Here is a 23490-nt window from a genome sequence, read left to right on the forward strand (position 1 = left end):
TCCTTGAATGACGTGCGATCGGATTCAAGGCTAGCTGATCTCCGTCCAGCTGCCGGAAGGCTTCAGCGCCGCCAACTGCCCAAAGGTAACTCGACCTCGCGCTCGGCAGCAGCCAGCGCTTTCTCCAGCCCGGACTTGTCCAGCGGCGCGCAGTAAGCCGGTTTCGCCCGCTCGAATCGCCAGCTCTCATCGAGGCCTCCGGCGTCGACCGCATCGAAGCCGAGTTCGTCCAGCAAACCCACGACCAATGCCTTGGCGTCAGCGTCATCTGCGGCGACGGGCAGGGCGCGCCGCTCGCTGGAATCATGCGGGCGGCCATCCGTAAGCAAGTCCGCGGCGAGGATGGCATTGAACACCTTGACCACCGTGGCACCGCGCAAATGCTCTGCGAGCAAGCGGCTGGTGGTGCTCTGGAACGTGTCGAGTACGGCGATGTGGCCGTCGCGATCAGGGTAATAGTTGTTGGCGTCGAGCACGGTTTTCCCTTCGAACCAGGCTGGCGGCAGGCTCGGGATGTGTTCGTAGGGGATGGCCAGCAACACCACGTCGGCAAACTGTGTGGCCTGTTCGGCCGTGCCGATCTGGCAGCCGGTGATGCCGGCGAGCACGCTGCTCATGGTCTTCGGGCCGCGTGAGTTACTGAGCATTACTTCGTGCCCGGCGGCGAGGACGATTTGCGCGACGGCGCGCCCGATGAATCCGGCTCCAACGATTCCAATGCGCATGGTGTGTTCCTCTGTCAGGTGGGGAGCCACTATGATGATTCCTGCCCAGATGCAGATAAATTGCACTCTGTTACTTACTTTCGCTAACAGGAGTTTCGAATGGATCGGCTGACCAGCATGGCGGCTTTCGTGATGGCGGCTGAAGCGGGCTCGTACGCCAGCGCTGCGCAACGCCTCGACATGTCGGCGCAAATGGTCGCCAAACACGTGGCCGCCCTTGAACAGCGGCTGGGTGCGCGGTTGCTCAATCGCACCACGCGCCGGCAGAGCCTGACCGAACTGGGCCAGGCCTACTACGAGCGCTGCAAGCACATCGTCACTGAGGCAGAGGCCGCTGATTCGCTGGCGCAGATCATGAATGACACGCCGCGCGGCAAGCTCAGGATCAGCGCGCCGGTAACCTTCGGTTCGTACAGCTTGATGCCGTTCATGACCGCGTTCTTGCGCGAATTCCCTGAAGTGGAAATTGATCTGCACCTGACCGACCGTGCGGTGGATCTGGTGGAGGAGGGGTTTGAGGTGGCTTTCCGGATCGGCCCGTTGGCCACGGCTAGCCTCACCGCCAGGCCCTTGGCCGCGTATCGCTTGATTGTCTGCGCGGCGCCACGCTATCTGGCGGAACACGGCACACCGCAAGTGCCCGCCGATCTGCAACAACATGAGTGCCTGGGTTATGCCTATTGGTCACGGCCTGCCGATCACGAGTGGTCGTTTTTCAACGGTGCGCAGGTCGAGCGCGTGCCGGTGAGCAGTCGCTTGCACGTCAACGAGAGCAAGGCGTTGTTGTCAGCGGCGGTGGATGGTTTCGGGATTGTGCTGGGGCCTGCCGACTTTCTTGAACCGGCATTGCGCAGAGGCGAGTTGGTGAGGTTGTTGGAGGGGTTTGAGGCGCCGAGCAGAGCGATGCATCTGCTGTACACGGCGCATCGGCAGAAGACCGCGAAAGTGCGCCAGTTCATCGATGCCGCGGTCAGCCGATTTGGCTGACCGGGCGATTTGGATGAGTGAATAAAGCGACTCAGTTAATTCGCGGATGCTGCTGCACCAGTTCCTTGCGCTTGGCTTCCAGCGCAGCGATTTCGGCGTCTATGTCCTCGATTTTCTGCTCGATGTTGTCGTGGTGCTCTTGCAGCAGTTCCTTGGCTTCCTCGAGGTCCGAGGCTGCCGGCGCGGCACCGCGCAATGGCTTGTTGGCGGTTTCCTTCATGGTCACCCCGGTGGCCAGACCGATCACGGCGATGACCATCAGGTAATACGCCGGCATGTACAGATTATTGGTGCTCTCGACCAGCCAGGCGACCACGGTCGGAGTCAGGCCGGCAATCAATACCGAGACGTTGAAAGCAGCCGCCAGCGCGCTGTAGCGAATGTGCGTGGGAAACATCGCCGGAAGGGTCGAGGCCATCACGCCGATAAAGAAGTTCAGCAACACGGCCAGCATCAGCAGACCGGCGAAGATCAAACCGATCTTGCCGCTGTTGATCAGCATGAACGCCGGGATCGCCAGAATGAACAAACCGATGCTGCCAACCACGATGAAAGGCTTGCGGCCGATCTTGTCGCTGATGAAGCCAATCGCCGGTTGTACGAAGAGCATGCCGACCATGATCGCGATGATGATCAACACGCCACGGTTTTCGCTGTAGTGCAGATTGTGCGAGAGGTAACTCGGCATATAGGTGAGCAGCATGTAGTAGGTGACGTTGGTCACCGCCACCACGCCGATGCAGGTCATCAGGCTGCGCCAGTGTTTGGTCGCGACCTCCTTGAAAGAGACTTTCGGGCCACCGGCGAGGCCTTCGCGATCGCCTTGCTCAAGCTTTTCGACGTGCTGCTGGAACGCCGGGGTTTCTTCCAGGGCGTGACGCAAATAGAGGCCGATCATGCCCAGCGGCAAGGCGAGGAAGAACGGCAGACGCCAGCCCCATTCTTCGAACTTGGCTTCGCCCAGCGTGGTGGAGATCAACACCACCACACCGGCACCGAGAACGAAGCCGGCAATCGAGCCGAAATCCAGCCAACTGCCGAGGAAGCCACGCTTGCGGTCCGGCGCGTATTCGGCGACGAAGATCGACGCTCCGGTGTATTCACCGCCCACCGAGAAGCCTTGGGCCATTTTCGCCAGCAACAGCAGGATCGGCGCCCAGATGCCAATCGAGGCATAGGACGGAATCAGGCCAATAGCGAAGGTGCTCAGCGACATGATCACGATGGTCGCGGCGAGGACTTTCTGTCGCCCGTACTTGTCGCCCAAGGCGCCGAAGAACAAGCCGCCCAGCGGCCGAATCAGGAAGGGCACCGAGAACGTCGCCAGCGCGGCGATCATCTGGGTGCCGGGGTCGGCGCCGGGGAAGAACACTTTGCCGAGCACATAGGCGACGAAGCCGTAAACACCAAAGTCGAACCATTCCATGGCATTGCCCAGGGCGGCAGCGGTAATCGCTTTGCGCATCTTGGCGTCGTCGACAATGGTGATGTCGTTCAGGCCGATCGGCTTGACGGTTTTCTTGCGTGATTTCATCCGGGTCTTCTCTTTGCTGATCCATCGTGCCGCGTAGATGCCATCTTTTTGATGGCGCGTACTCTTTGGCTCAGATACATGAGGACACGAAATAATTCACTGCCAGGCGCTTTTTTTCCTGGCGCACCGGTGTAGGAGCTGCCGAAGGCTGCGATTGATCGTTCCCACGCTCTGCGTGGGAATGCAGCCGGGGACGCTCCGCGTCCCAACAAGATCGCAGCCTTCGGCAGCTCCTACAGGGGGATATATGTTTACCGGCGGATGGCCGTATACGATTGCCGCAGGTCGCTGGCCCAGCCGTCCAGCACCACTTTGATGTCGTCGGCGGTTAACACCTGCTTGTCGTTCTCCAAGGGCACGCCGGTGCCTTTGCGCACCACTTCAGCAATCACTTCGCCGGTCGAACCGTCCTCGAACGAAACCTCGGTGGCGACCTGACTGTCCTGATCGCGGATGCCGGTCGCCGTGCTCACACCGGCAGCGACGAGGGTGACGGGCAGCCACTCATAAAAGCGCAAACCCTGAGTGCTGGTCGCCACTTGGGTGATGGCGGGGCGCACCACCAACGTGTTCGGCCCCGGTTGGTTGACCAGATGCATCACCTTGCCCAATTCCAGCCGCAGCGCCGCATCGTAGTAGTCAGTAACCCCGGACAGCGTGCTCAGCGGAATCCGCGACGTCGGCTCGGCACTTGGGTAAAACTGGCTTGGTGCCAGGTAAACCTGGGTATATCGGCCCCGGGCGAGTGCCGGGCTGACCCACGCCAGCACCGGCTGACCGGACGGCGACTGGCGCTCGGCCAAGACGCTGTAGTCATGCAGAAAGCCGCTGTGCTCGACCTTGTTACTGCTGCAGGCCGACAGGCTCAGGGTGGTGGCGAGGGCCAGCGACAGCGAATGCGTGCGGGTCATTAACGGGTTTCCTTGTGAGGTTGCGTGGCGATGCTGTCCGAGCATTCGATGTGCAACTGGCCGTGGCTCATGATCCATTGGATCAGGTCGGCGGCAGCGATGCTGTGGACGTATTCGACCCAGTGCGCATTGGTCGGGCTGAACTGCTCGAAGTAGCGGCGCAGGACGATGCGGCTCTGATCGCTGGAAACGCTCAGGCACGACTCCTGAAACACAATCGGCGTATCAGGGCCGAGCGCGGCAGTGCGCTGGCTGAGGATCAAGGGACGATTGCTGTTGTGCCCCTCGGCGCAATGGTTGTCGTTCAATAGCTTCATGCGAACCCCCTGGATTGGAATGGCCGCAGAATGCCCGCGCGGTTTTGCCAGAGAATGTCCGCTTGATGTCTGGCGCGTAGAAATGTTGCTCGATTGAAATAAATGACCCGGGCGGCGAAATGGCTTTAGATTGGCGTTTTTCGCCGCATGGATCTGTAACTGTGAGCAGACTGCTGTTCGTCGACGACGACGTGGAAATTCTCGCGCTGCTGAAGAAATTCTTCGTGCAGCACGCCTATGAAGTCGACGTCGCGCCGCATGGCGAGGCCATGTGGGCGGCGATCGCGCAGAACCGTCCGGACACGATCATTCTTGATCTGATGATGCCCGGCGAAAGCGGTTTGAGCCTGTGCCAGAAGGTGCATACGCAACTGGGCATTCCGATCATCATGCTCACTGCCATGGCCGAACTGAGTGATCGCATTGTCGGGCTGGAACTGGGCGCGGACGACTATCTGACCAAACCGTTCGCCCCGCAGGAACTGCTCGCGCGGGTGCGCGCCTTGCAGCGTCGTGCCAGTGAACAGCGGCATCCGGTTGAGCCATCACGCCCGGTGATCGGCTTCGCCGGTTGGCATCTGGACATCACCTGTCGCGAACTGCGCTCGCCGGAAAACGTGATGATTCCGTTATCCGGCGGCGAGTTCGATTTGCTCGTGGTGTTCCTCGATCATCCGCAACGCATTCTGACCCGCGAGCAGTTGATCGACCTGACTCACGGCCATGGCCATGACGCTTTCGACCGCAGCATCGATGTGCAAGTCAGTCGCCTGCGGCGCAAGATCGAGCCGGACAGCAAGCGCCCGGACCTGATCCGTACCGTGCGCAACGGCGGATATCTGTTCACCGCCAAGGTCAGCCGCTCGTGATTCGCCGACTGTGGCGTGGCGACACCCTGCGCCGGCGCATCGCCCTGACGATCATTGCGGCGATGGTCGCGTCGCTGGCGTTGAATGCCCTGTTCGTGCAAGTCGCCGGGATCTGGGCACGGCCGCCGATTGAACGCACCGGCCTGCTCGAGCAGATTGCCGCGACCTCGCGGGTGATCGAAGCCGCCCCGGCCAACCTGCGCCCGCAACTGGCCGCAGCGGCGAGCAGCGCCATGCTGCAAGTGGCGTGGAAAGCACAGCGCGCCGACTTCGATCTGCCCAATGACGGCCTTCGCCTGCCAGCGAGCAGGGTGCCGGTGCTGCAGCAACTGCTGGGCAATGATCGAAAAATCGAGGTGTTCAGCCCGGGCGACTGGCCGAAAGGCAGTGCCCAGGCGCATTACGCCGCCGTCGTGCAATTGGTCGATGGCAGTTGGTTGTCATTTATCCCGCCGGAGCGCAGTTGGGGTCTGGAGTTTGGCGTGCGTATCGTGATCGTCATCGCGTTGGGACTGATTGCCACATTGCTCGTCGCCTGGGTCGCCACCCGGCAACTGGCCAATCCGTTGCAGCGCTTCACGCGTGCCGCCAGACGATTTGGCACCGATCTGCGCGCACCGCCGATCAAGCTCGAAGGCCCCGACGAAATCCGTCAAGCGATCATCGCTTTCAACACCATGCAGGCGCAGATCCAGCATTTCATTGCCGAGCGTACGCACATGCTGGCGTCGATCTCCCACGATTTACGTGCGCCGCTGACACGCATGCGTTTGCGCAGTGAGTTCATGGAAGACGTCGATCATCAGGGCAAACTGATTCGCGACGTCGAGGAGATGCAGTCGATGATCAACGCCGCGCTCGCGTTCTTCCGCGAAGACACGCACCGCGAGCAAACCACAGCATTTGATCTGTCGGAGCTGCTGCAAACCATCGTCGACGATTACCGTGATCAGCAGATCAATGTCGACTTCGGCGGCCCGGCGCATTTGGTGTATGAAGGCCGGCCACTGGGGATCAAACGGGTGGTCGTCAATCTGCTGGAGAATGCGCTGAAGTATGCGCAGCGTCCGGTCATTGCGTTGAAGCGTGACGAGTATTCGATTCGCATCGAGGTCAGAGACGAAGGCCCCGGCATTCCCGAGGCGGCGTTGGAGCAGGTGTTCGATCCGTTCTTTCGGCTGGAGACTTCGCGCAATCGTGACACCGGCGGTGTGGGTCTGGGTCTTTCCGCCGCGCGAGCCATCGTCCGTGAGCAGGGCGGTGAATTGACGCTGAGCAATCGCAAGAGCGGAGGGTTGATCGCGAAGGTCGAGTTGCCTGTGTGAAATTTCTTCTGTAGATTTTCATGAAATTACAAGAAACAAATTTCATGGGGTCGTGAATGTTTCAGCAATCCAGCCAGCACGTCGACAGCTATTACGCCCACAGCTGCGCCGATATTCTGCGTGATCGAGTGGTGCTGGAAGGCGAACATGACGCCGACGTGGTGGTCATCGGCGCCGGTTTCAGTGGCCTGCACACCGCGTTGCGTCTGGCCTTGGCGGGTAAACGCGTGATCGTGCTGGAGGCCAGTCGCGTGGCGTGGGCGGCCTCGGGGCGTAATGGCGGGCAGGCGATTCTTGGCTGGTCGTGCGATATGCCGCCGCTGGAAGCCGCGCTCGGTTATGAGCGGGCCAGACGGCTTTGGGATGGCATGCGCTGGGCTGCCGACGAATTGCGCGAATTGCCCGGCCGCCATGGTTTCGATTGCGACTATCGGCCCGGGCATTTGTGGACATCGGTGATGCCACGGCGGGTCAGCTTGCTCAGCGAATGGCAACATGAGGCCAGCCATAAGTGGGGCCATGATGGGTTGCAGTTCATCCCTCGTGAACAATTGCCGGAATGGGTGGCCACCGATCGCTATCAGGCCGGGCTTTACGATCCTGAGGGCGCACACCTCAATCCTCTGAAACTGGCCTTGGGCCTGGCGGCCGCCATCGAGCGGGCCGGCGGGCGTATCCAAGAGCAAAGCAAGGCGTTGAGTTATCAGGAGGAGGGCGACGGTTTCCGGGTCAACACCGAGCGCGGTTCGGTGCGCGCCGATGTGCTGGTGCTGGCGTGCAACGCTTATCTCGATGAACTCGACCCGCAACTGTCCAGTTGCATTCTGCCGGTGGGCACTTATCAGGTCGCCACCGCACCGCTCACCGCTGAGCAGGCCAGCGCGCTTTTGCCGCGCAACGTTTGCGTGACCGACAACCAGTTCGTCCTCGATTACTTCCGCCGCACACCGGACAACCGCTTGTTGTTCGGCGGCGGCTGCACTTACCTGGGCGGTATGCCCAAGGACATCGCGGCGGCAACGCGGCCATTTCTTGAGCGAGTGTTCCCACAGCTCCAGGGTGTCGGCATCGAGTTTGCCTGGGGCGGGCATATCGACCTGACGATCAACCGCACGCCGGACGTGGGCGGCGAGGGTAACCGTTATTGGCTGCAAGGCTACTCGGGGCACGGCGTCCTGCCGACATTGGCTGCCGCACGTGCGGTGTCCCATGCGATCCTCGGCGATAGTGATGAATTGGCGTTGTACCAGGGCCTGAGCAATGGCCGTTTTCCCGGTGGCAAACATTTCGCGGCACCGCTGGAAGCCATCGGCAAGGCCTGGTATCGACTGCGCGACAGCATTTGATGAGACTTTGACCATGAACAAGCAAGAAGAAATCGCCGCGCTGGCGATCCTCATCCACGACCTGCGCAAGCACAAGAAATGGACCCTCAAGGAACTGGCCGACAAGATCGGCCGTTCGGTCGGCTTCCTGTCGCAGGTCGAGCGCGGTTTGTCGCGGCCTACCGTGGCGGACCTGACTGCGATCAGCGAAACCTTCGGCGTGCCGACCACGTATTTCTACAGCCTGCCCAAGCCCAAGGAATTGCCGTGGGTGACGCGCCCGGACGAGCGTCGCACGCTGTATTACGCCAATGGCATCACCGACATTCTGGTGTCGCCGCAGATGCGCGCCTCGTTCTCCATGCTCGAAAGCCATCTCGAAGCCGGCGCCAGCAGCGGCGATCGCCATTTGACCGACAGCTCCGAGCAGGGCGGTTACGTCCTCGAAGGCGAACTGACGTTGTGGCTGGGCGACGATGAAGAGCCGGCTACGTTGAAGGCCGGCGACAGCTTTCAGTTCGACAGTCATACCCGCTGCCGCTACGGCAACCTCACCGAGCAGCTCACCCGCGTGCTCTGGGTCTACACCTGATAACCATAAAGGATGAACACGATGGACGCTGTCTGCGCTGACCTGCTCGCCGAAGTACGGGCGTTTCGCCAACGCTACCCCGAGGTGCGTTATGTCGACCTGATTTGCCTGGACATCCCGGGGCATTTTTACGGCAAGCGTTATCCGGTAGACATGCTCGAAAAAGTCGCCGCCGGCAGCGTACTGAAGCTGCCGCAGAATTGCGTACTGTTGGGCGTGCAGGGTGGCTTGTTCCCGATTGGCGATTACTGCTTCAACGACGGCGACCCGGATGCCGTGCGCCGTCTGGTGCCGGGCACACTGAAACCGGTGACATGGGAAGCGCAGCCGCTGGGGCAGATGCTGATCACTTCCGACGGCACTGAAAAGCCGATCGAATTCGAACCCCGTGAAGTGCTCGCACAGGTGCTTAAGCGTCTGGCGCGCAAAGGCATTCACCCGGTGGTGGCCTTTGAGCTGGAGTTCTACCTGTTCGATAAAAAGCTGCGCGAAGGTCTGCCACAATTCCCCCGCGACGACCTGACTGACGACGCCGATGATCAACCGAACCTGCACATCGAGCGGCTTTCACGCTTCGCGCCGGTGCTGGATGAAATGGTCGAAGCGACGCGGGCGCAGGGCATCGACGCCACGGTGATTACCGCTGAACTCGGCCCCGGACAGTTTGAAATCAACTTCGGCCATCTCGACGACGGTTTGCGTGCGGCGGATTGGGCGGCGTTGTTCTGCCGCAGCACGCGCGGTGTGGCGCTCAAGCATGGTTATCGCGCCAGTTTCATGGCCAAGCCGTACTTGCAGCATCCGGGCAGCGGTATGCATGTGCATGTCAGTTTGTACGACGCAGCCGGCAATAATCTGTTGGCGGCCAATGAGCAGCAGCCGCTACGCCATGCAGTCGCGGGGTGCCTGGAATTGCTGCCGCACAGCATGCCGATCTTCGCGCCGAACCAGAACTCGATGCGCCGATTGGGCGGCACGGTGAACACCGCGACCAAGGCCAGTTGGGGTTTTGAGGATCGTGATGCGTGTCTGCGGATTCCCGAGTCGGACGCGAAGAATTTGCGGGTTGAATATCGCTTGGCGGGCGCGGACACCAATCCGTATCTGGTGCTGGCGGCGATTCTGGTGGGGCTGGAGCACGGGCTGGAATCGGCTAAAGAACCGATCGCACCGCTGAATGAAGACCGCAGCAGCGGGATCGACTTCCCTAAAGAAATGTTCGAGGCAGTGCGTGCGATGCAGCATCAGCCGCAGTTGCGTGGGGGCTTGGGCGCAGAGTTTGTGGATGTGTATTGCGAGAACAAGCGCCAGGATCATTTGGCGTTTATGCAGGAGATCAGTGCGCGGGAGTATCGCTGGTATTTGTGACCCGGTGCTTATCCAGAGCGCGCATTGAATGGCCGCTTTTGCGCGCATTGCACGTCTGCTGGCGTGGAAATCGCGTTGCGCAGAGACGCAAGGAAAGTGATGTCGAGTAACAAATCGGCCCATTGAAAGGAATCATGTATGACCACCCCTTCACCTGCTCACACCCTGAGGGCATTGCCTGATCTTGATTACTATCACAGCCGATCGGTGCTGCTGCCTGTTGAAATAACCACTCTTGAAGCCTGGAACTGCATGCGGGCCAAGCCGGGACTGGTCATGCGACTGGCGTTTCGAACGAGGGATGCGATTTGCTCGTTAGTTGGCGTGAAGCGCATCGGCGGTTTCTCTGGCGCCCGTCGAGAGGCAATACAGGCTGGCGAAAAGCTGGATTTTTTTCTGGTGGAGCATAGTGCCCCCGACGTGCTCGTTCTGAGCGTAAGAGACCGACATCTGGATGTCATGATTTGCCTGTCGATAACAGATCATGTGTTCACAATCACATCGTCTGTCGTAACGCATAACGTCTTTGGGCGCGTCTATATGTTGCCGGTGGGCGTAGTCCATAAGGTGCTGGTCAATAGGGACCTCGAGCGTCTCAAGCGGAATACAGGCGCCGCCGAAGTGTAGTTAACGGTGCCCGCGCCGGGACAGCTGCGGTGGGGCAGAGGCAGACGTTGACTGTGGAACGAGTAGCAGCAAGAAGATTTGGAGTGGAACCATGCAATGCACCTGCAACGGTCAAGACAACCTGGTAGATATCAGTCAGCGTTACACGGCGTTTGTCGCAGGAATGCGCTGCCTGGCGACGGGGGACTGGATCAAACTATTGCAATGTGCCGGGTGCGGGCAGCTTTGGCGAGCGGATGAGTGGGATAAATATCAAACCCTGTACGCCCGCAAACTGGACTCGCCCGAGGGTTGGGAATCAGCTGGAATGGAAACTTTGATAAAGCTGCGCATGGTCGAGAATCATGGCGGTCTGGATACATCTGCTTGTCTGGCGAAGGATTGCCAGCAACCTGTACTCAAGGGAAGAGCCTATTGCGTTGACCACTTTTATGAAACCGGAGCAAGAGCATGAACTGCTGAAACTGGCCAGTAGAGCGGGATTAAAGGACTGATCACGTTTTTTCTGAATGTGGTCTGTCTCTGAAATTTTCCCCAGCCACTCAACCCTTCAACGACATCGGCTTGTCCCCACCCGGCGGCAAACCAAACAGCTTCCGCACCCGATTAAGAAACGCCCCATAGGGTCGCCCCAGAGCCAGCATCATCACGGCCGCACCCAGTGTGCCGCGCACCAGACCTTCGCCCGATGCACCACTGAAGCCAATGATCGCGGCATAGATCGGCACCTGAAAACTGACCAGGGCGATGCTGTCCCATAACAATCTCGACACCCGACCCTGACCGGCACGCGTCATCATCCAATCGCGCCAGATACCGTAAGGCCGCGCGACTGGAATCATCAGCACCGCGCCCAGCAGGCGCGCGTGCAGAACCTGATCCCACGTCATGCCGGCAATGAAACGTTCATTGAGGATGCCGGTGATGGTGAAAAACAGGATCAGCGCTGTGGTGTCTGCGATAAATGCAGTCCGACGCGTTGACTGTTGCAGGCGTTGCGGCACCTCACTTCTCCTTTCATGGCTTCAGGACCGAACTTTCCTCAGCTGGACGCCGACATTTCATCGGGCTGTGACAGCGGCTGCACGGCGAGGTGCGGAGATTCGCCGAAGTACTCGATCAGCAGATCCGTGAGCACGCGTATCTTGCGCGCGGGATGCGGGCCCGGCGCGCGGAGGAGGTAGGCGCCGGCCGGGGGCGGTGGATGGTTGGTCATGATCGGCACGAGTGCACCCGAGGCAATTTGTTCGTGGGTGAGACAATCGGGCAGGTAGGCGACGCCGAGGCCGGCAGCCGCGGCTGCAGCGAGGGCCGTGCCGTTGTCAGCCTTGAAGCGTCCTTGCGGGCGAACCGTGATGACCTTGTCAGCCGCCATGAATTGCCAGGCTTCGGTGCCTTGCATGAGCGCCTGATGGGCGTGCAGTTCGTCCGGGGTATCGGGCGCGCCGTGCGCTTTGATGTAGTCGGGGCTTGCGACGAGCTTGGTGTAGACCGGGCCGATACGCCTCGCGATCAAGTTGGAGTCCTGCAGGTAACCCACGCGAATGGCGCAATCATAGCCCTCGGTAATCAGGTCAACGAAGCGATCGCTGTAGCAGGTCTGCATGTGCAACTGAGGGTGACGGCGAGCCATTTCCGCCAGCACGGGGGCGAAGTGTGTCGGCCCGAACGACAACGGCACCGCCACGCGCAAGCGACCGCGCAGGGCGCCGGCGGGCAGGATGGTTTCCTTGGCGATGTCGATTTCGCTGCAGACTCGGGCGGCGTAATCGCGGAACGTCGCGCCGGCCTCGGTGAGTGATGCCCCGCGCGTCGAGCGTGCCAGCAGTTGCACGCCGAGTTCCGCTTCAAGCCGCGCCAGACGGCGGCTGACGATTGATTTCGAAACCCCGAGCCGCAGCGCTGCCTGTGAAATGCCCCCGGCATCGGCCACTTCGACGAAGGTTTGCAGTTCTTCGATATCCATTCTCGCGTTCCCCTTGGCGCGACACAGTTCGCCTCGGGATGCTACTACTGCAGCGAAGAGGGGAACAGCACAATGGGTTTTCCAGGCACGGCGTCACTCGCGTGCATTCTGGAACCATTAGCCGCACGGGCTCCGGCCGTTTTACCGACGTGCGTTACCCATACAAAAGGACCTGCAAATGGCAAGCGAACCCATCCGTAACCCGCACACCGATCAACTCCTGACGCCCGACAATTCAGCGTTGATCATCATCGACTATCAACCGGTTCAGGTGTCTTCGATCCGCTCGATGCCACGGGATGAACTGGTCTTCAATATCACCAGCGTTGCGAAGGCGGCGCTCAACTACAACCTGCCGATCATCCACTCGACCGTCAATGTCGCGACCGGTCGCAACAAACCGCCGATTCAAGAGTTGCAAGCGGTACTCGGCCATCTGCCCACCTATGACCGCACGTCGATCAACAGTTGGGAGGACACCGGGTTCAAGCAGGCAGTCAAAGCGCTCGGGCGCAAGAAACTGATCATGACCGCACTGTGGACCGAAGCCTGCCTGACCTTCCCGGTGCTCGACGCCATTCAGGAAGGCTATGAAGTTTACGTGCCGGTCGATGCGGTGGGCGGCACGTCGCTCGCCGCACACGAGGCAGCGTTGCGCCGAATGGAGCAGGCGGGGGCGAAGCTTATCAGCCGGGTACAGATGTACTGCGAACTGCAGCGCGACTGGGCGCGCGAGGTGACCGTGCCAGGCTTCATGGGCGTGTTTGAAAACTTCGACGGTTTCAATGCTGAAAAGGCGCTGGAAGCAGCGGGCAACAAGGCCTGATTCACGAGGTGTTGCTGAAGGTGGCGTGGGCGATAGCCGGCGCTGCCTTCATTTGGCCTGTTTCAACGCTTGAAAATAATCTGAACCGCTGTCGGAGCCGCTCGCCTAATGATTAGCTTGTGGTCAATCGCACAGGCGCTGTGTCAATAACGGCACACTCCGAGAGGTGGTCAACGTGGCTAAAGACGAAAAGAAAAGCAAAGACAAAGGTGACGCTTCGAAAGCCAGCAAGGATCTGAAAGACAAAAAGTCATCACCAGAAAAGAAATCAGCGGCAGCTTCGACGCTTTCAAAGTCTTCCGACAAGAAAGACAAGAAGAAAGACGCCGAGCCCAAGAAGTCGGCGAAAAAAGCCGACAGCAAGCCTGAGAAGGCTAAGGATTCGAAGAAGGCTGATAAGCCGGCCAAAAAGAAAAAGTGATCTTGAAGGCAAGAAAAAACCCGGCAATTCGAGCCGGGTTTTTTATTGTCTGCTATTTGGAGATCAGAGCGCCGCTTTGACCTGCAAGCCAATCACCAGCGCATTGTCGATGTCCTGCCCGGAAAACGCGCCCGGCTCTATGATGTACTGCACATTTGGGCGCAGGGTCAGCCAAGGCGTGGCCTGATAACCGTAGCCGAGTTCGATCAGTTGCTCGGCGCTGTCCAGGTTCGGCAACGCCGTGCCGTTGTTCAATGCGGCGTCCTGCTGCACATCGCGGCTGCGCGGGTTCGGCACGGCGCGACCATAACCCAGCGCGACGGTGTCTCGCGGGCGACCTTCGAACGGTTTGTACAGCACCACGCCGGTGCCGTACCACTTGCTGAACGGTGACGCCGCTTCGCTGGCCGCCGAGTATTGGCCGAACGCGTGCAAGCTGCGGCCTTCGGACGTCGACGAACTCCAGACGGCCTGGTCGATCAGCAGATAATGACCGCCGCGACCGGACACTTCTTTGTCGCTGCCGATGCGTTTTACGTCGGAGCTGTCGTAGTAGTAGCCGAGCTTGTATTCGCCGGGCAGGGCGCCCGCGTGTTTGTACACCAGCTCGATCGGCACCACGGTGCCGGTGGTGTGTTTCGGATCAAGGTGCCAGGCGCGGCTGGAATTGCCGTTGCTCTCGGGGTCGACGTTGAACGCGGCCACGCGCAGTTGCCACGACGACGACAGGTCGTATTTCACCCGCACGCCCAGGCGCGCGTTGGGGTAGTTGGTCCAGCCGCTGCCGCCGGACATGTTCAGCGGATGGCCGCAGAAACCGGCGTTCATGAAGTTGCACAGAATGCCGCTGTCGAGGCCGCCGAGGTCGTTGCCCATGGCCATGTAGCCGAGTTTCACATTGAGCGCTGGAGTGAACAGCGTGCGCTCGTAACTCAGTTCGGTCAGGCGCGTGTACAGGCCACCGTAGTTTTCCTGGATCGGCAGACGGTTGCCGACCAGATCTTCCGAGGCGCTGTTGCCGCGGCGGTCGTTGATGGTCAACTGAACCTTGCCGGCATTGTCGACGCCGTACAGTTTGCTCAGGTCGAACTGCACGCCGAGCTTGATGTTCTGCGAGTAACGCGCCGAGCGATGCAAGCCACCGTCGGCGTTGTAGGCAGTTTCGCCGCTGTAGTCGCCGGTGAATTTGATGCCTTGCTCATCCATTTGGTGACGCAAGCCACCCCAGTCACCAGTGAGGGTGCTGCGGGTCAACAGATCGGAATCGTTGTCGGCCAGCGCGGGGAGAGCGGTGGTGCACATCAGGCCCAGCAACAGGCCTTTGAACAGGTCGGAACGGGAAAAACCAACAGCCGATAGCATGTAAATCTTCCTGCAAAAAACATGAGCAATAGGGGGAAAGCAGCGCGGCACCCGAAGGTGCCGCGCTTTACGTGAACACCGTGGTTTACGGCAGGGCGTAAGCCATCACGTAGTCGCCGCGATCGGTCGACTGACGCGCGCCACCGGCGGTGATGACGATGTATTGCTTGCCGGTTTTCGGCGAAACATACGTCATCGGGCCACCTTGGCTGCCGACTGGCAGACGTGCTTTCCAGACTTCTTCACCGTTGCCGCTGTTGAACGCGCGCAGGTAGAAGTCCTGGGTGCCGGCGATGAAGATCAAACCACCTTGGGTCGACAGGGTGCCGCCGAGGGTTGGCAGACCAATCTTGATCGGCAGGTGCATGCGGATGCCCAGTGGACCGGTGTCTTCAACGGTACCGACCGGAACCTGCCAGGCGACTTTCTGGGTTTTCATGTCGATCGCGGTCAGTGTGCCGAACGGTGGTGCTTGGCACGGAATGCCGGCTACCGACAGGAAGCGGTTTTTGTTCACCGCGTACGGCGTACCTTTCAGCGGCACGGCGCCCATGCCGGTGTTCAGCGCTTCGCCGCCACCAGCAGCCTGGCCTTTGTTCTGCGACGGGATCATCTGAATCCACAGGCCCAGACGCATGTCGTTGACGAAGATGAAGCCGTGCACCGGGTCAGTGGAGAGGCTGCCCCAGTTCATGCCGCCCAGCGAACCCGGGAAACTCAGCGATTTGTCGGTGCCCGGTGCGGTGTACAACCCGTCGTAACGCATGCCTTTGAAGTCGATGCGGCAGAGCAACTGGTCGTAAGGGGTTGCGCCCCACATGTCCGATTCGGTCAGGTGCTGTGCGCCGATTTGCGGCATGCCCAGCGATTTTGGCTGAGTAGGCGAGTACGGTTCGTTCGGGATGTTCGCCGCTTTGACCGGGACTTCTTTAACGTCGGTCAGCGGTTTGCCGGTCGCGCGGTCGAGCACGTAGATCTGCCCGGCCTTGGTGCCGATGACCACGGCCGGTACGGTTTTACCGTCCTTGGTGAAGTCGATCAGGCTCGGCTGCATCGGCAGGTCGAAGTCCCACAGATCGTTGTGCACGGTCTGGAACACCCAGCGTTCTTCACCACTGGTGGCGTCCAGCGCGAGGATCGAAGCGCCGTAGGTGTGATCGAGTTTGCTGCGCTCGACACCATAAATGTCGGTAGACGAGCTGCCCATCGGCAGGAACACGGTGTTGGTCGCCGGATCATAGGACATCGGTGCCCAGCTGTTCGGCGTGCTGCGCACATAGGTGCTGCCGTCTGCCGGCGCCTTTTTATCCTGCGGATTGCCCGGGTCGAAGGCCCAGCGCATGGCACCAGTCATCACGTCAAAACCACGGATCACGCCGCCGGGCATGTCGGTCTGCACGTTGTCAGCCACGCGACCGCCAACCACCACGGTGGTGCCGGCCATCAACGGAGCGGACGACAACTGATAGTAGCTGTCCGGGACATCACCCAGACCGGCCTTCAGATCGACCTGGCCATTGTTGCCGAAACCCTGGCAGAACTCGCCAGTGTCAGCATCAACTGCGATCAGGCGGGCATCAATGGTGTTGGTCAGCAGACGACGCTGGCAATTGGCTGCCGGCGCCGGTTTGGCTTCGATGATTTTCGAATTGGCTGGCTGAGCAATGGCAGCGCTGGCGTCGAAATAGGCCATGCCACGGCAACGCTGCCAGACTTTCGACTGGGCGTTGATCGCGTTCTTCCACAGCTCTTTACCGGTATCGGCATCAAGGGCGATCAGGTTGTTGTGCGGGGTGCAGATGAACACCTTGTTGCCAACCTGCAGCGGGGTGAGCTGGTCTTCAGCGCCATTGCCATCGCTCTCGGCGACGTCACCGGTGTGGTAGGTCCACGCGACTTTCAGCTTGTCGACGTTGTTGCGGTTGATCTGGTCCAGCGCGGCGAAGCGGCTGCCACCTTCGGTATTACCGTAGTGCGCCCAGTCCTTTTGCGCCTTGTCCGGCTCGACCGGGGTCAGGCCCGGGCCAGTGCCGGTGGCGGCAACGGTCGGGTGCGCGACGAACATGTTGCCAGCCGCCACAACCACGCCGACCGCCAGCACCGCAGCCACGGCGTAAGCGCCGCGACCTGCAACACTGCCGTTGGCACGCTTGAGCAGAGGATAAACCAGCGCCACGACCAGGCCGATCACACTGAACATGAACAGGCGCGAGAACACCGGCCAGAATACCAGCCCGGCATCGCTCACCGCCCAGATCGCGGTGCCCACCAGGAACGCGGCAAACAGCCACGCACCGGCCAGCTTGAAGCGCGCGATCAGCAGACCGGAAACGGCCATGACCAAGCCACCCACCAGGAAGTACCACGAGCCTCCCAGGCTGACCAACTTCACGCCGCCCGCAGCCAGCGCCAAGCCGAGCAGGGCGATGACGACGCCCAGCCCGACCAGAATGAATTTTGATATGCCCGAGAGGCGTTGACTCTGCTTCACGTTGAATGTCCCGTTGAAATGAGGAGGGCATTATATAGTTAGGTAACTACCTAGTTAAATCACTAATTCAGTAATAAAGCGTTGTTGGTTCTTCGATAACGCGCCTGAGCCGAAACTGGCAGTCTCATGGGGTTCAGCTGAGCTTTTGAATGTCTGCAAAAAACGCATTTGTGTCAGAAAAAATGCCGGTTATGACAGTTCTTTCGTTGTGCGGTGTTCAACCTGGCCTTAAAGATCAGCCGACCCACGGCATTAAAACCAGCTTAGCCCACATATAGCTCAAGTCCTGCGAGCAGGGTTTCGAAGGTCACTCTGCAGCGCGGGCTGCTGCGTAAATCTTCGTGCATGGTCAGCCAGGTGGTCAGTCGGGGTTTGAAGGCTTGGGCGAGTACGCGCACCAGTTCGGGGTCACGTTGCGCCACTCGCACCTGGCACACGCCGATGCCCACACCAGCGCGGATCATCGCGAGTTGGGCCAGATCACTGTCAGTGCGCAAGGTGAAGTGTTCGCGCCGCCATTGTGGCAACCAGTGTCTGGCGCTGCGCAGAAAGGGCGTTTCCTGGTCGAACCCGATCAGTGCGTGATCGGTGAGTGCTTCCAGTGTCTGCGGAGTGCCGCGCGCATCGAGGTAGCGACGGTGGGCATGCAGGCCCAGTTCGATGTCGCCGATCCGTCGGGCAATGAGCGAGCCCTGTTCGGGGGCGACCATGCGCACGGCGATATCGGCCTCACGATGCAACAGGTCTTGCACGCGATTGGTCAGCACCAGCTCCACCTTCAGTTCCGGGTAGCGGCTTTGCAGTCCGGCAATCACCGGGGGCAGCACTTCTGCGCCGACCACCTCGCTGGTGCTGATGCGCACCGTTCCTCTGACTGCGCTCCCTTGTGCCTCGGCGGCGCGCAACAGTGCAGCGGCATTGGCGCGCATGGCTTCGGCGAAAGGCTTGAGTGCCAGCGCAGCTTCTGTCGCCAACAGGCCTTGTTGTGACCGAGTAAACAGGCTTACGCCCAGTTGCTGCTCGAGCGTATCGATGTGGCGCCCGACCGTGGGCTGGGCAACACCCAGTGCCCGCGCGGCGGCCGACAATGATCCTTCCTGCAACACGCTCAGGTAGGAGCGGTACAGTTCCCAGCTAATGTTATTGTCCATGCATAAATGTATAGCGGGTCGCCGAAATTAGGCAATTTCATAGAGTGATGAGCGCCTTCAGACTTCTCTCATTCCATCGAGAGGGCGGTAACATGATCACAAGTCGGCGCGTTTTGGTTTTGGGTGCAACCGGTGGCATTGGCGGTGAGGTGGCGCGCAAGTTGCGCGAATCCGGTTGGGAAGTGTGTGCATTGCGTCGCGGTGGCCGTCCGCGAAACCAAGGGGTGGAAGGCATTACTTGGTTCGACGGTGACGCGATGAATCGTCAGCAGGTCATGGCCGCTGCGCAGGGATGCTCGGCCATCGTCCATGCGGTCAATCCGCCGGGGTATCGTGGCTGGGACCAGCAGGTGTTGCCCATGCTCGACAACACCATCGCCGCCGCGATTGCCCAAGGCGCGACGATTGTCCTGCCGGGCACCGTTTACAACTACGGGCCGGATGCCTTTCCACTGCTGCACGAGGATTCGCCCCAACAACCGTTGACCCGCAAAGGCGCCTTGCGAGTGGAACTTGAGCGACGACTGCGCGCCGCCAGCACTCAAGGCTGCCGCGTGATCATTGTGCGCGCCGGCAATTTTTTCGGGCCGGTACCGGGCAATAACTGGTTTTCCCAAGGCTTGATCAAACCGGGCAGGACGGTGGCCCGCGTGTTCCTGCCGAGTGCCAGGGGCATCGGCAACCAGTGGGCCTATTTGCCCGATGTCGCCAACACCATGGTGCAACTGCTGGAGCGTCGCCAGATCCTTGATCCTTTTGCAACCTTTCATATGGCGGGTCATTGGGATGCGGACGGTCGGCAAATGGCCGAAGCCATCCGCCGCGTTGTCGTAAAACGCAGCGGCAAGGCACCGAAGATCAAAGCCTTCCCGTGGTGGTTGATCAGCGTGCTGTCACCCGTTGTCGAAACCTTTCGCGAAATGCAGGAGATGCGCTACCTGTGGAACGAGCCGGTGCGTTTGAGCGGCGCGCGCTTGCTGGCGACATTGGGTCGTGAGCCGCACACGCCGCTGGATGAGGCTGTCGAAGCAACGCTGGCAGGTCTGGGTTGCCTGGATTGAATGAAGCCGCGCCTGGCGGGAAATGCGCCACGCGCCTGACGGCTCCAGATCAGCTCATACGCCCGGCGTACCTACGGCTTCACGGTATTGGGGCGTATCCACAGATGACAGGTCACGTCAGGCCAGCGTGGGAATCCGTCTGGCCGCCAGCGCTGATTGCGAGTTGAACGACAGTGTCCGACTCATGCCGGCGTGGTGAGCGAAAACGGAATGCGCAGCTCTTCGACAGGCCCTGAATCGCGCCCGCACATTTCGTCGTGCACGCATTGCTGCACCAGTACGCAGGGAAAGGCCGGCACGGTCTGTAGCAAGTCCCGCAGGTGGGTGATCGAGCGCAGGTGCATCGGCTTGGCCGCGTCATCCAGCAAGGTGAACTGGCCGTGATCCAGGCGGATCCGCGCCAGATAAAAACCACCTTCGAGTGACAGCAGCTCCAGTTCGCGTATTTCACTGTTGGCCGCACGTTCGGTGAGGGCTTGCAGGTTCATGCTTCACTCCTTGCCTACCAGGGTAGGCGTTCTCCATCGTAGGCAAAGAAATGGCCGCTGTCGGCCGGCATCAACTGGTCAATCAAGGTCAGTAACTGTTCAGCGGCAACGTCTGCCGGACGGGCGCTGGAGGCGCCGCGAAAAGGTTGCGACAACCCCGACACCACCGTGCCCGGGTGCAGACTGAGCAAGCGACTCTGCGGGCGCGTGCGTGCCAGTTCGATGGCGGCGGTCTTGATCAGCATGTTCAGCGCAGCCTTGGAAGCGCGGTAGGCGTACCAGCCGCCCAATCGGTTGTCGCCAATGCTTCCGACCTTGGCCGAAAGCATCGCCATCGCTCCCCGAGGATCGAGCAGTGGCAGGAAATGACGCAACACCAATGCCGGTCCCAGCGTGTTCACTTGAAACACGGTTTGCAGCGCTTCCGGTTCGATCGCGTTGAAGCTTTTTTCCGGCTTGATCCCGTCACGATGGAGCAGACCGGCCGCGTGGATGATCAGTTGATACGGCGCTTCGCCTGCCAGTTCGGCGGCGGCGCTGGCAATCGTTTCAGGTCGTTCAAGGTCGAGCGCGGGGAGGGTACGGCGCCCCAGCGCGCGAACGCCGGCACAGCGCGAATCCTGTTTCAGCCGTTGGCAAAAGGCTGTACCGAGGGCGCCACTGGCGCCGATCACCAGCGCGCGATAACCATCGCCAAACGAGGCCAGGGTCAATGCGCGGTTCACTCGCTGACTCCGGCACCCTGGCGACGGAAGAACAATGTCACCTGTCCGACCTCTACGCCGAATTTGGACATGCTGGTGCGGTTAATCAACGTGTCCTCGTCCATCAAGTACATCCAGTCGTCCATGCTCATTTCGTAAGTCGAGTCGTCGACCGGCAGGTTCAGGCGATAACGCCAGTGCAGCGTATTGCCCGCGACCTGGCCCTCGGCGACACCCACTACGTCAGCCGCGCGACCGCTCCAACGCCCCTGGCCTTCGGGCGTGAGGGTCCAGACGCGACGTTGGCGGGTGCCGTCGCTGTACAGGAAGCGCTCGTCGAGAATCAGGTTGTTACCCTCACGCCGGCTGACGATGTTGACCTCAAAACGTTTGGCCACCTCACCGCTGCGCTTCTGAAACATTCCCCAGGCTTTGACGGGCTGGCTGAAAAAACGCTGCAGGTCCAAGGCCGGTTGTTGCTCGGCATAACGGGCAACATCCACGCTGCCGCAGCTTGCGACGCTGAGTGCCAGTGTCAGTAACAGCAGAAATCGGGTCATTGCCTAACTCCCTGAAACGCACGAGTGAAGAGGGTGAGATTCGAACTGGCGGCTTGTACAGTGACTGTCTCCTGTATAGCTTTATCGCCGCCCGATCAGTTGCAGGAATTCCTGCCGTGTCGTCGAACTGTCCCGAAAAGCACCCAGCATCACGGAGGAGGTCATGACCGAATTCTGCTTCTCAACGCCGCGCATCATCATGCACATGTGCCGAGCTTCAATGACCACCGCGACACCGGCGGCATCGGTGATTTGCTGAATGGCATCGGCAATCTGCCGCGTGAGGTTTTCCTGGATCTGCAGGCGCCGCGCGAACATGTCTACCACCCGCGCGACCTTCGACAGCCCCAGCACCCGGCCGGTGGGGATGTACGCGACATGTGCCTTGCCGATAAAGGGCAGCATGTGGTGCTCGCACAAGGAATACAGCTCGATGTCGCTGACGATCACCATTTCATCGCTCTGCGACTCGAACAGGGCACCGTTGGTGACGTCTTCCAGGCTCATCGTGTAGCCATTGCACAGATACTGCATCGCTTTGGCGGCGCGCTGGGGTGTGTCCAACAGACCTTCGCGCTCGGGGTTTTCACCGACGCCGACGAGAATTTCACGGTAATGGCTGGCTAATAGTGGGTTCATTCAAGGTGCTCGCGGCAGTGCTGTGCGTGGGGCCAATCCATAGCGAAAGAGTTGTACGCGATGAAGTGCTTTGTATAGGTTTTATTGAAGATAGGCTGAAAAAAATCACCTGACAATGAATCGGCAATCTTTTTTATGCAGATGCGAAAACCTCACATCGGAAAATGTGAGACCGCGAGGAGCGGGAAGCAGAGGGGGAATGACGGTGAGCGCTCGGGGAAATGTGTGAGCGCGGTGCGATAACAAGCGATGTTGTGCGGCGTTCTGATTGATTCGGGAACCGTCAGACATACTGACGGTTCCCGATTACTGCACCTCAAACGTTCTCTGCAAGCCTGCGCACGTCACCCAGGGAGTCACGCTGCATCGACTGCAGATTCTTCTCGATGGTTTCGCACAGCGCTTCCATCTGAATCTGATGCTCGCTGTGGCGAAACGGACTTTGCAGGTCGGTGCCGATGCGCTCGATGGCCAGCAGCATAAAGCCCACCACGGTCGACGCCAGCGGCGTGAACCAGCCCAGCGACTCCACCAGACCGACCGGGACGATCAGGCAGAACAGCGAGATAAACAGCCGTGGGAAATACACATAAGGGTAGGGCAGCGGCGTATTGGCAATTCGCTCCATGCCACCCTGGCTGTTGGACAGGTCCACCAGCGTCGATTCCAACCGCGCCAGGCGAATGCTGTCGAGGCGCCCGGCCTTGTATTCCCGCGCGAGCAAAGTCGCCGAGCCGGTGAGGATATCGTTGGCAAAGTTATTGGTGGTGCCGCTGCGGGCGAACTCCTCGGCGGGAATAAACGCGCGGACTTCCTCAGGGCAAGGCTGGCCTTGCAGATGCGCTGCGAGGCAATTCACATAGGCGACGTGGCGGCGTAATAGAGTCGACTTGACCGGATTGACCTCGTTGTCAGCGTCATCCAGCAACGTCAGCACCTGCCGGGCGAAACTGCGCGAGTTGTTGATCATCGCCCCCCACAGCGTCCTTGCTTCCCACCAGCGGTTGTAGGCGCTGCTGTTGCGGAAACTGATCAACACAATCAACGCCGAACCCAATAAAGTCAGGGGCATGAGGGGTAAATTCAGCTTGGTGTTGAGAAACAACATGAAGTCGACAGTGACAGCAATGTCCCAGAGCAACAGCCAGAACAAGGCCCAGCCGACGTAGCCCAGCGTTTTGATGATCAATCGGTATTTTCTGACGATGGCAGCTTTCAAACGGAAACCTCGTGGCGAGCGG

Annotated in this window: 25 protein-coding genes; 11 read left to right on the forward strand and 14 right to left on the reverse strand. The window is 60.1% G+C overall.

Features of this window, described 5'->3' with window-relative positions; genetic code table 11:
- Window positions 1-62 precede the first annotated feature (62 nt).
- Complete coding sequence (locus tag BMY54_RS09680) at window positions 63-725, reverse strand: NADPH-dependent F420 reductase (RefSeq protein ID WP_093431421.1); 663 nt, start codon at window positions 723-725, stop codon at window positions 63-65.
- A 99-nt stretch (window positions 726-824) separates the two neighbouring features.
- On the opposite strand from BMY54_RS09680, the gene BMY54_RS09685 reads away from it, so the two are divergent.
- Entirely contained in the window at window positions 825-1712 is an 888-nt protein-coding gene (locus BMY54_RS09685; protein ID WP_093431424.1) for a LysR family transcriptional regulator, read from the forward strand.
- A 31-nt stretch (window positions 1713-1743) separates the two neighbouring features.
- Here the strand turns inward: BMY54_RS09685 and proP are convergent, their stop codons facing one another.
- The 3 genes from proP to BMY54_RS09700 form a co-directional block, all read right to left on the reverse strand.
- The gene (gene proP / locus BMY54_RS09690; RefSeq protein ID WP_093431427.1) at window positions 1744-3246 is read right to left on the reverse strand and encodes a glycine betaine/L-proline transporter ProP; all 1503 of its coding nucleotides are present in this window, start codon (window positions 3244-3246) and stop codon (window positions 1744-1746) included.
- Between the two features lie 251 nt (window positions 3247-3497).
- Window positions 3498-4157 carry a DUF3313 domain-containing protein gene (locus BMY54_RS09695; RefSeq protein WP_093431430.1) on the reverse strand — a complete coding sequence of 220 codons (660 nt, stop codon included), beginning with the start codon at window positions 4155-4157 and terminating at the stop codon, window positions 3498-3500.
- A complete protein-coding gene (locus BMY54_RS09700; protein WP_093431433.1) occupies window positions 4157-4474 on the reverse strand; it encodes a hypothetical protein in 318 nt (105 codons plus the stop codon). Before BMY54_RS09700 ends, BMY54_RS09695 begins: the two co-directional genes overlap by 1 nt.
- A gap of 119 nt (window positions 4475-4593) precedes the next feature.
- Here BMY54_RS09700 and BMY54_RS09705 point away from each other — a divergent pair, with 119 nt between their 5' ends.
- The 7 genes from BMY54_RS09705 (at window position 4594) to BMY54_RS09735 (ending at window position 11034) form a co-directional block, all read left to right on the forward strand.
- The gene (locus tag BMY54_RS09705; RefSeq protein WP_093431436.1) at window positions 4594-5343 is read left to right on the forward strand and encodes a response regulator; all 750 of its coding nucleotides are present in this window, start codon (window positions 4594-4596) and stop codon (window positions 5341-5343) included.
- Window positions 5340-6668 (forward strand): ATP-binding protein, encoded by a 1329-nt coding sequence (locus BMY54_RS09710; RefSeq protein ID WP_093431439.1) that lies wholly within the window; start codon window positions 5340-5342, stop codon window positions 6666-6668. Before BMY54_RS09705 ends, BMY54_RS09710 begins: the two co-directional genes overlap by 4 nt.
- A gap of 56 nt (window positions 6669-6724) precedes the next feature.
- The gene (locus tag BMY54_RS09715) at window positions 6725-8014 is read left to right on the forward strand and encodes an NAD(P)/FAD-dependent oxidoreductase (RefSeq protein WP_093431442.1); all 1290 of its coding nucleotides are present in this window, start codon (window positions 6725-6727) and stop codon (window positions 8012-8014) included.
- Between the two features lie 13 nt (window positions 8015-8027).
- Window positions 8028-8585, forward strand: a complete 558-nt coding sequence (locus BMY54_RS09720; protein ID WP_093431445.1) for a helix-turn-helix domain-containing protein — start codon at window positions 8028-8030, stop codon at window positions 8583-8585.
- 21 nt (window positions 8586-8606) lie between these two features.
- On the forward strand, window positions 8607-9953 hold the full coding sequence (locus tag BMY54_RS09725) for a glutamine synthetase family protein (protein ID WP_093431448.1): 1347 nt from the start codon (window positions 8607-8609) through the stop codon (window positions 9951-9953).
- A gap of 138 nt (window positions 9954-10091) precedes the next feature.
- The gene (locus BMY54_RS09730) at window positions 10092-10580 is read left to right on the forward strand and encodes a DUF2867 domain-containing protein (protein WP_093431450.1); all 489 of its coding nucleotides are present in this window, start codon (window positions 10092-10094) and stop codon (window positions 10578-10580) included.
- A 91-nt stretch (window positions 10581-10671) separates the two neighbouring features.
- A complete protein-coding gene (locus BMY54_RS09735; protein WP_093431453.1) occupies window positions 10672-11034 on the forward strand; it encodes a hypothetical protein in 363 nt (120 codons plus the stop codon).
- Between the two features lie 88 nt (window positions 11035-11122).
- On the opposite strand, the gene alaE is transcribed toward BMY54_RS09735, so the two are convergent.
- Window positions 11123-11584 (reverse strand): L-alanine exporter AlaE, encoded by a 462-nt coding sequence (gene alaE / locus BMY54_RS09740; protein ID WP_093431456.1) that lies wholly within the window; start codon window positions 11582-11584, stop codon window positions 11123-11125.
- A gap of 38 nt (window positions 11585-11622) precedes the next feature.
- Window positions 11623-12546, reverse strand: a complete 924-nt coding sequence (locus BMY54_RS09745) for a LysR family transcriptional regulator (RefSeq protein WP_093431459.1) — start codon at window positions 12544-12546, stop codon at window positions 11623-11625.
- Between the two features lie 178 nt (window positions 12547-12724).
- Here BMY54_RS09745 and BMY54_RS09750 point away from each other — a divergent pair, with 178 nt between their 5' ends.
- On the forward strand, window positions 12725-13372 hold the full coding sequence (locus BMY54_RS09750; RefSeq protein WP_093431462.1) for a hydrolase: 648 nt from the start codon (window positions 12725-12727) through the stop codon (window positions 13370-13372).
- 166 nt (window positions 13373-13538) lie between these two features.
- Window positions 13539-13793 carry a hypothetical protein gene (locus BMY54_RS09755; protein WP_175559574.1) on the forward strand — a complete coding sequence of 85 codons (255 nt, stop codon included), beginning with the start codon at window positions 13539-13541 and terminating at the stop codon, window positions 13791-13793.
- A 63-nt stretch (window positions 13794-13856) separates the two neighbouring features.
- On the opposite strand, the gene BMY54_RS09760 is transcribed toward BMY54_RS09755, so the two are convergent.
- The 3 genes from BMY54_RS09760 to BMY54_RS09770 all read right to left on the reverse strand — a co-directional run bounded on the left by BMY54_RS09760 (window position 13857) and on the right by BMY54_RS09770 (window position 18797).
- A complete protein-coding gene (locus BMY54_RS09760; protein WP_093431465.1) occupies window positions 13857-15155 on the reverse strand; it encodes a carbohydrate porin in 1299 nt (432 codons plus the stop codon).
- 85 nt (window positions 15156-15240) lie between these two features.
- A complete protein-coding gene (locus BMY54_RS09765) occupies window positions 15241-17646 on the reverse strand; it encodes a glucose/quinate/shikimate family membrane-bound PQQ-dependent dehydrogenase (RefSeq protein WP_093431468.1) in 2406 nt (801 codons plus the stop codon).
- 263 nt (window positions 17647-17909) lie between these two features.
- On the reverse strand, window positions 17910-18797 hold the full coding sequence (locus BMY54_RS09770) for a LysR family transcriptional regulator (protein ID WP_093431471.1): 888 nt from the start codon (window positions 18795-18797) through the stop codon (window positions 17910-17912).
- A 92-nt stretch (window positions 18798-18889) separates the two neighbouring features.
- Between BMY54_RS09770 and BMY54_RS09775 the strand changes: the two genes are divergently transcribed.
- Window positions 18890-19858: an NAD-dependent epimerase/dehydratase family protein gene (locus BMY54_RS09775; RefSeq protein ID WP_093431474.1), complete on the forward strand. Its 969-nt coding sequence runs from the start codon at window positions 18890-18892 to the stop codon at window positions 19856-19858.
- Between the two features lie 182 nt (window positions 19859-20040).
- Here BMY54_RS09775 and BMY54_RS09780 read toward each other — a convergent pair whose 3' ends face one another.
- The 5 genes from BMY54_RS09780 to BMY54_RS09800 all read right to left on the reverse strand — a co-directional run bounded on the left by BMY54_RS09780 (window position 20041) and on the right by BMY54_RS09800 (window position 23468).
- On the reverse strand, window positions 20041-20346 hold the full coding sequence (locus BMY54_RS09780; protein ID WP_093431477.1) for a DUF6482 family protein: 306 nt from the start codon (window positions 20344-20346) through the stop codon (window positions 20041-20043).
- A 14-nt stretch (window positions 20347-20360) separates the two neighbouring features.
- Entirely contained in the window at window positions 20361-21071 is a 711-nt protein-coding gene (locus tag BMY54_RS09785; RefSeq protein WP_093431480.1) for an SDR family NAD(P)-dependent oxidoreductase, read from the reverse strand.
- The gene (locus BMY54_RS09790; protein WP_093431483.1) at window positions 21068-21610 is read right to left on the reverse strand and encodes a DUF3833 domain-containing protein; all 543 of its coding nucleotides are present in this window, start codon (window positions 21608-21610) and stop codon (window positions 21068-21070) included. The genes BMY54_RS09785 and BMY54_RS09790 overlap by 4 nt, the downstream gene beginning before the upstream one ends.
- A gap of 81 nt (window positions 21611-21691) precedes the next feature.
- Window positions 21692-22249, reverse strand: a complete 558-nt coding sequence (gene folE, locus BMY54_RS09795) for a GTP cyclohydrolase I FolE (protein ID WP_034154114.1) — start codon at window positions 22247-22249, stop codon at window positions 21692-21694.
- 316 nt (window positions 22250-22565) lie between these two features.
- Window positions 22566-23468: a bestrophin family protein gene (locus BMY54_RS09800; protein ID WP_093431486.1), complete on the reverse strand. Its 903-nt coding sequence runs from the start codon at window positions 23466-23468 to the stop codon at window positions 22566-22568.
- Between the last annotated feature and the right edge of the window lie 22 nt (window positions 23469-23490).

The sequence above is a fragment of the Pseudomonas sp. ok266 genome (assembly GCF_900110195.1).
Taxonomy (GTDB): Bacteria; Pseudomonadota; Gammaproteobacteria; order Pseudomonadales; family Pseudomonadaceae; genus Aquipseudomonas; species Aquipseudomonas neuropathica.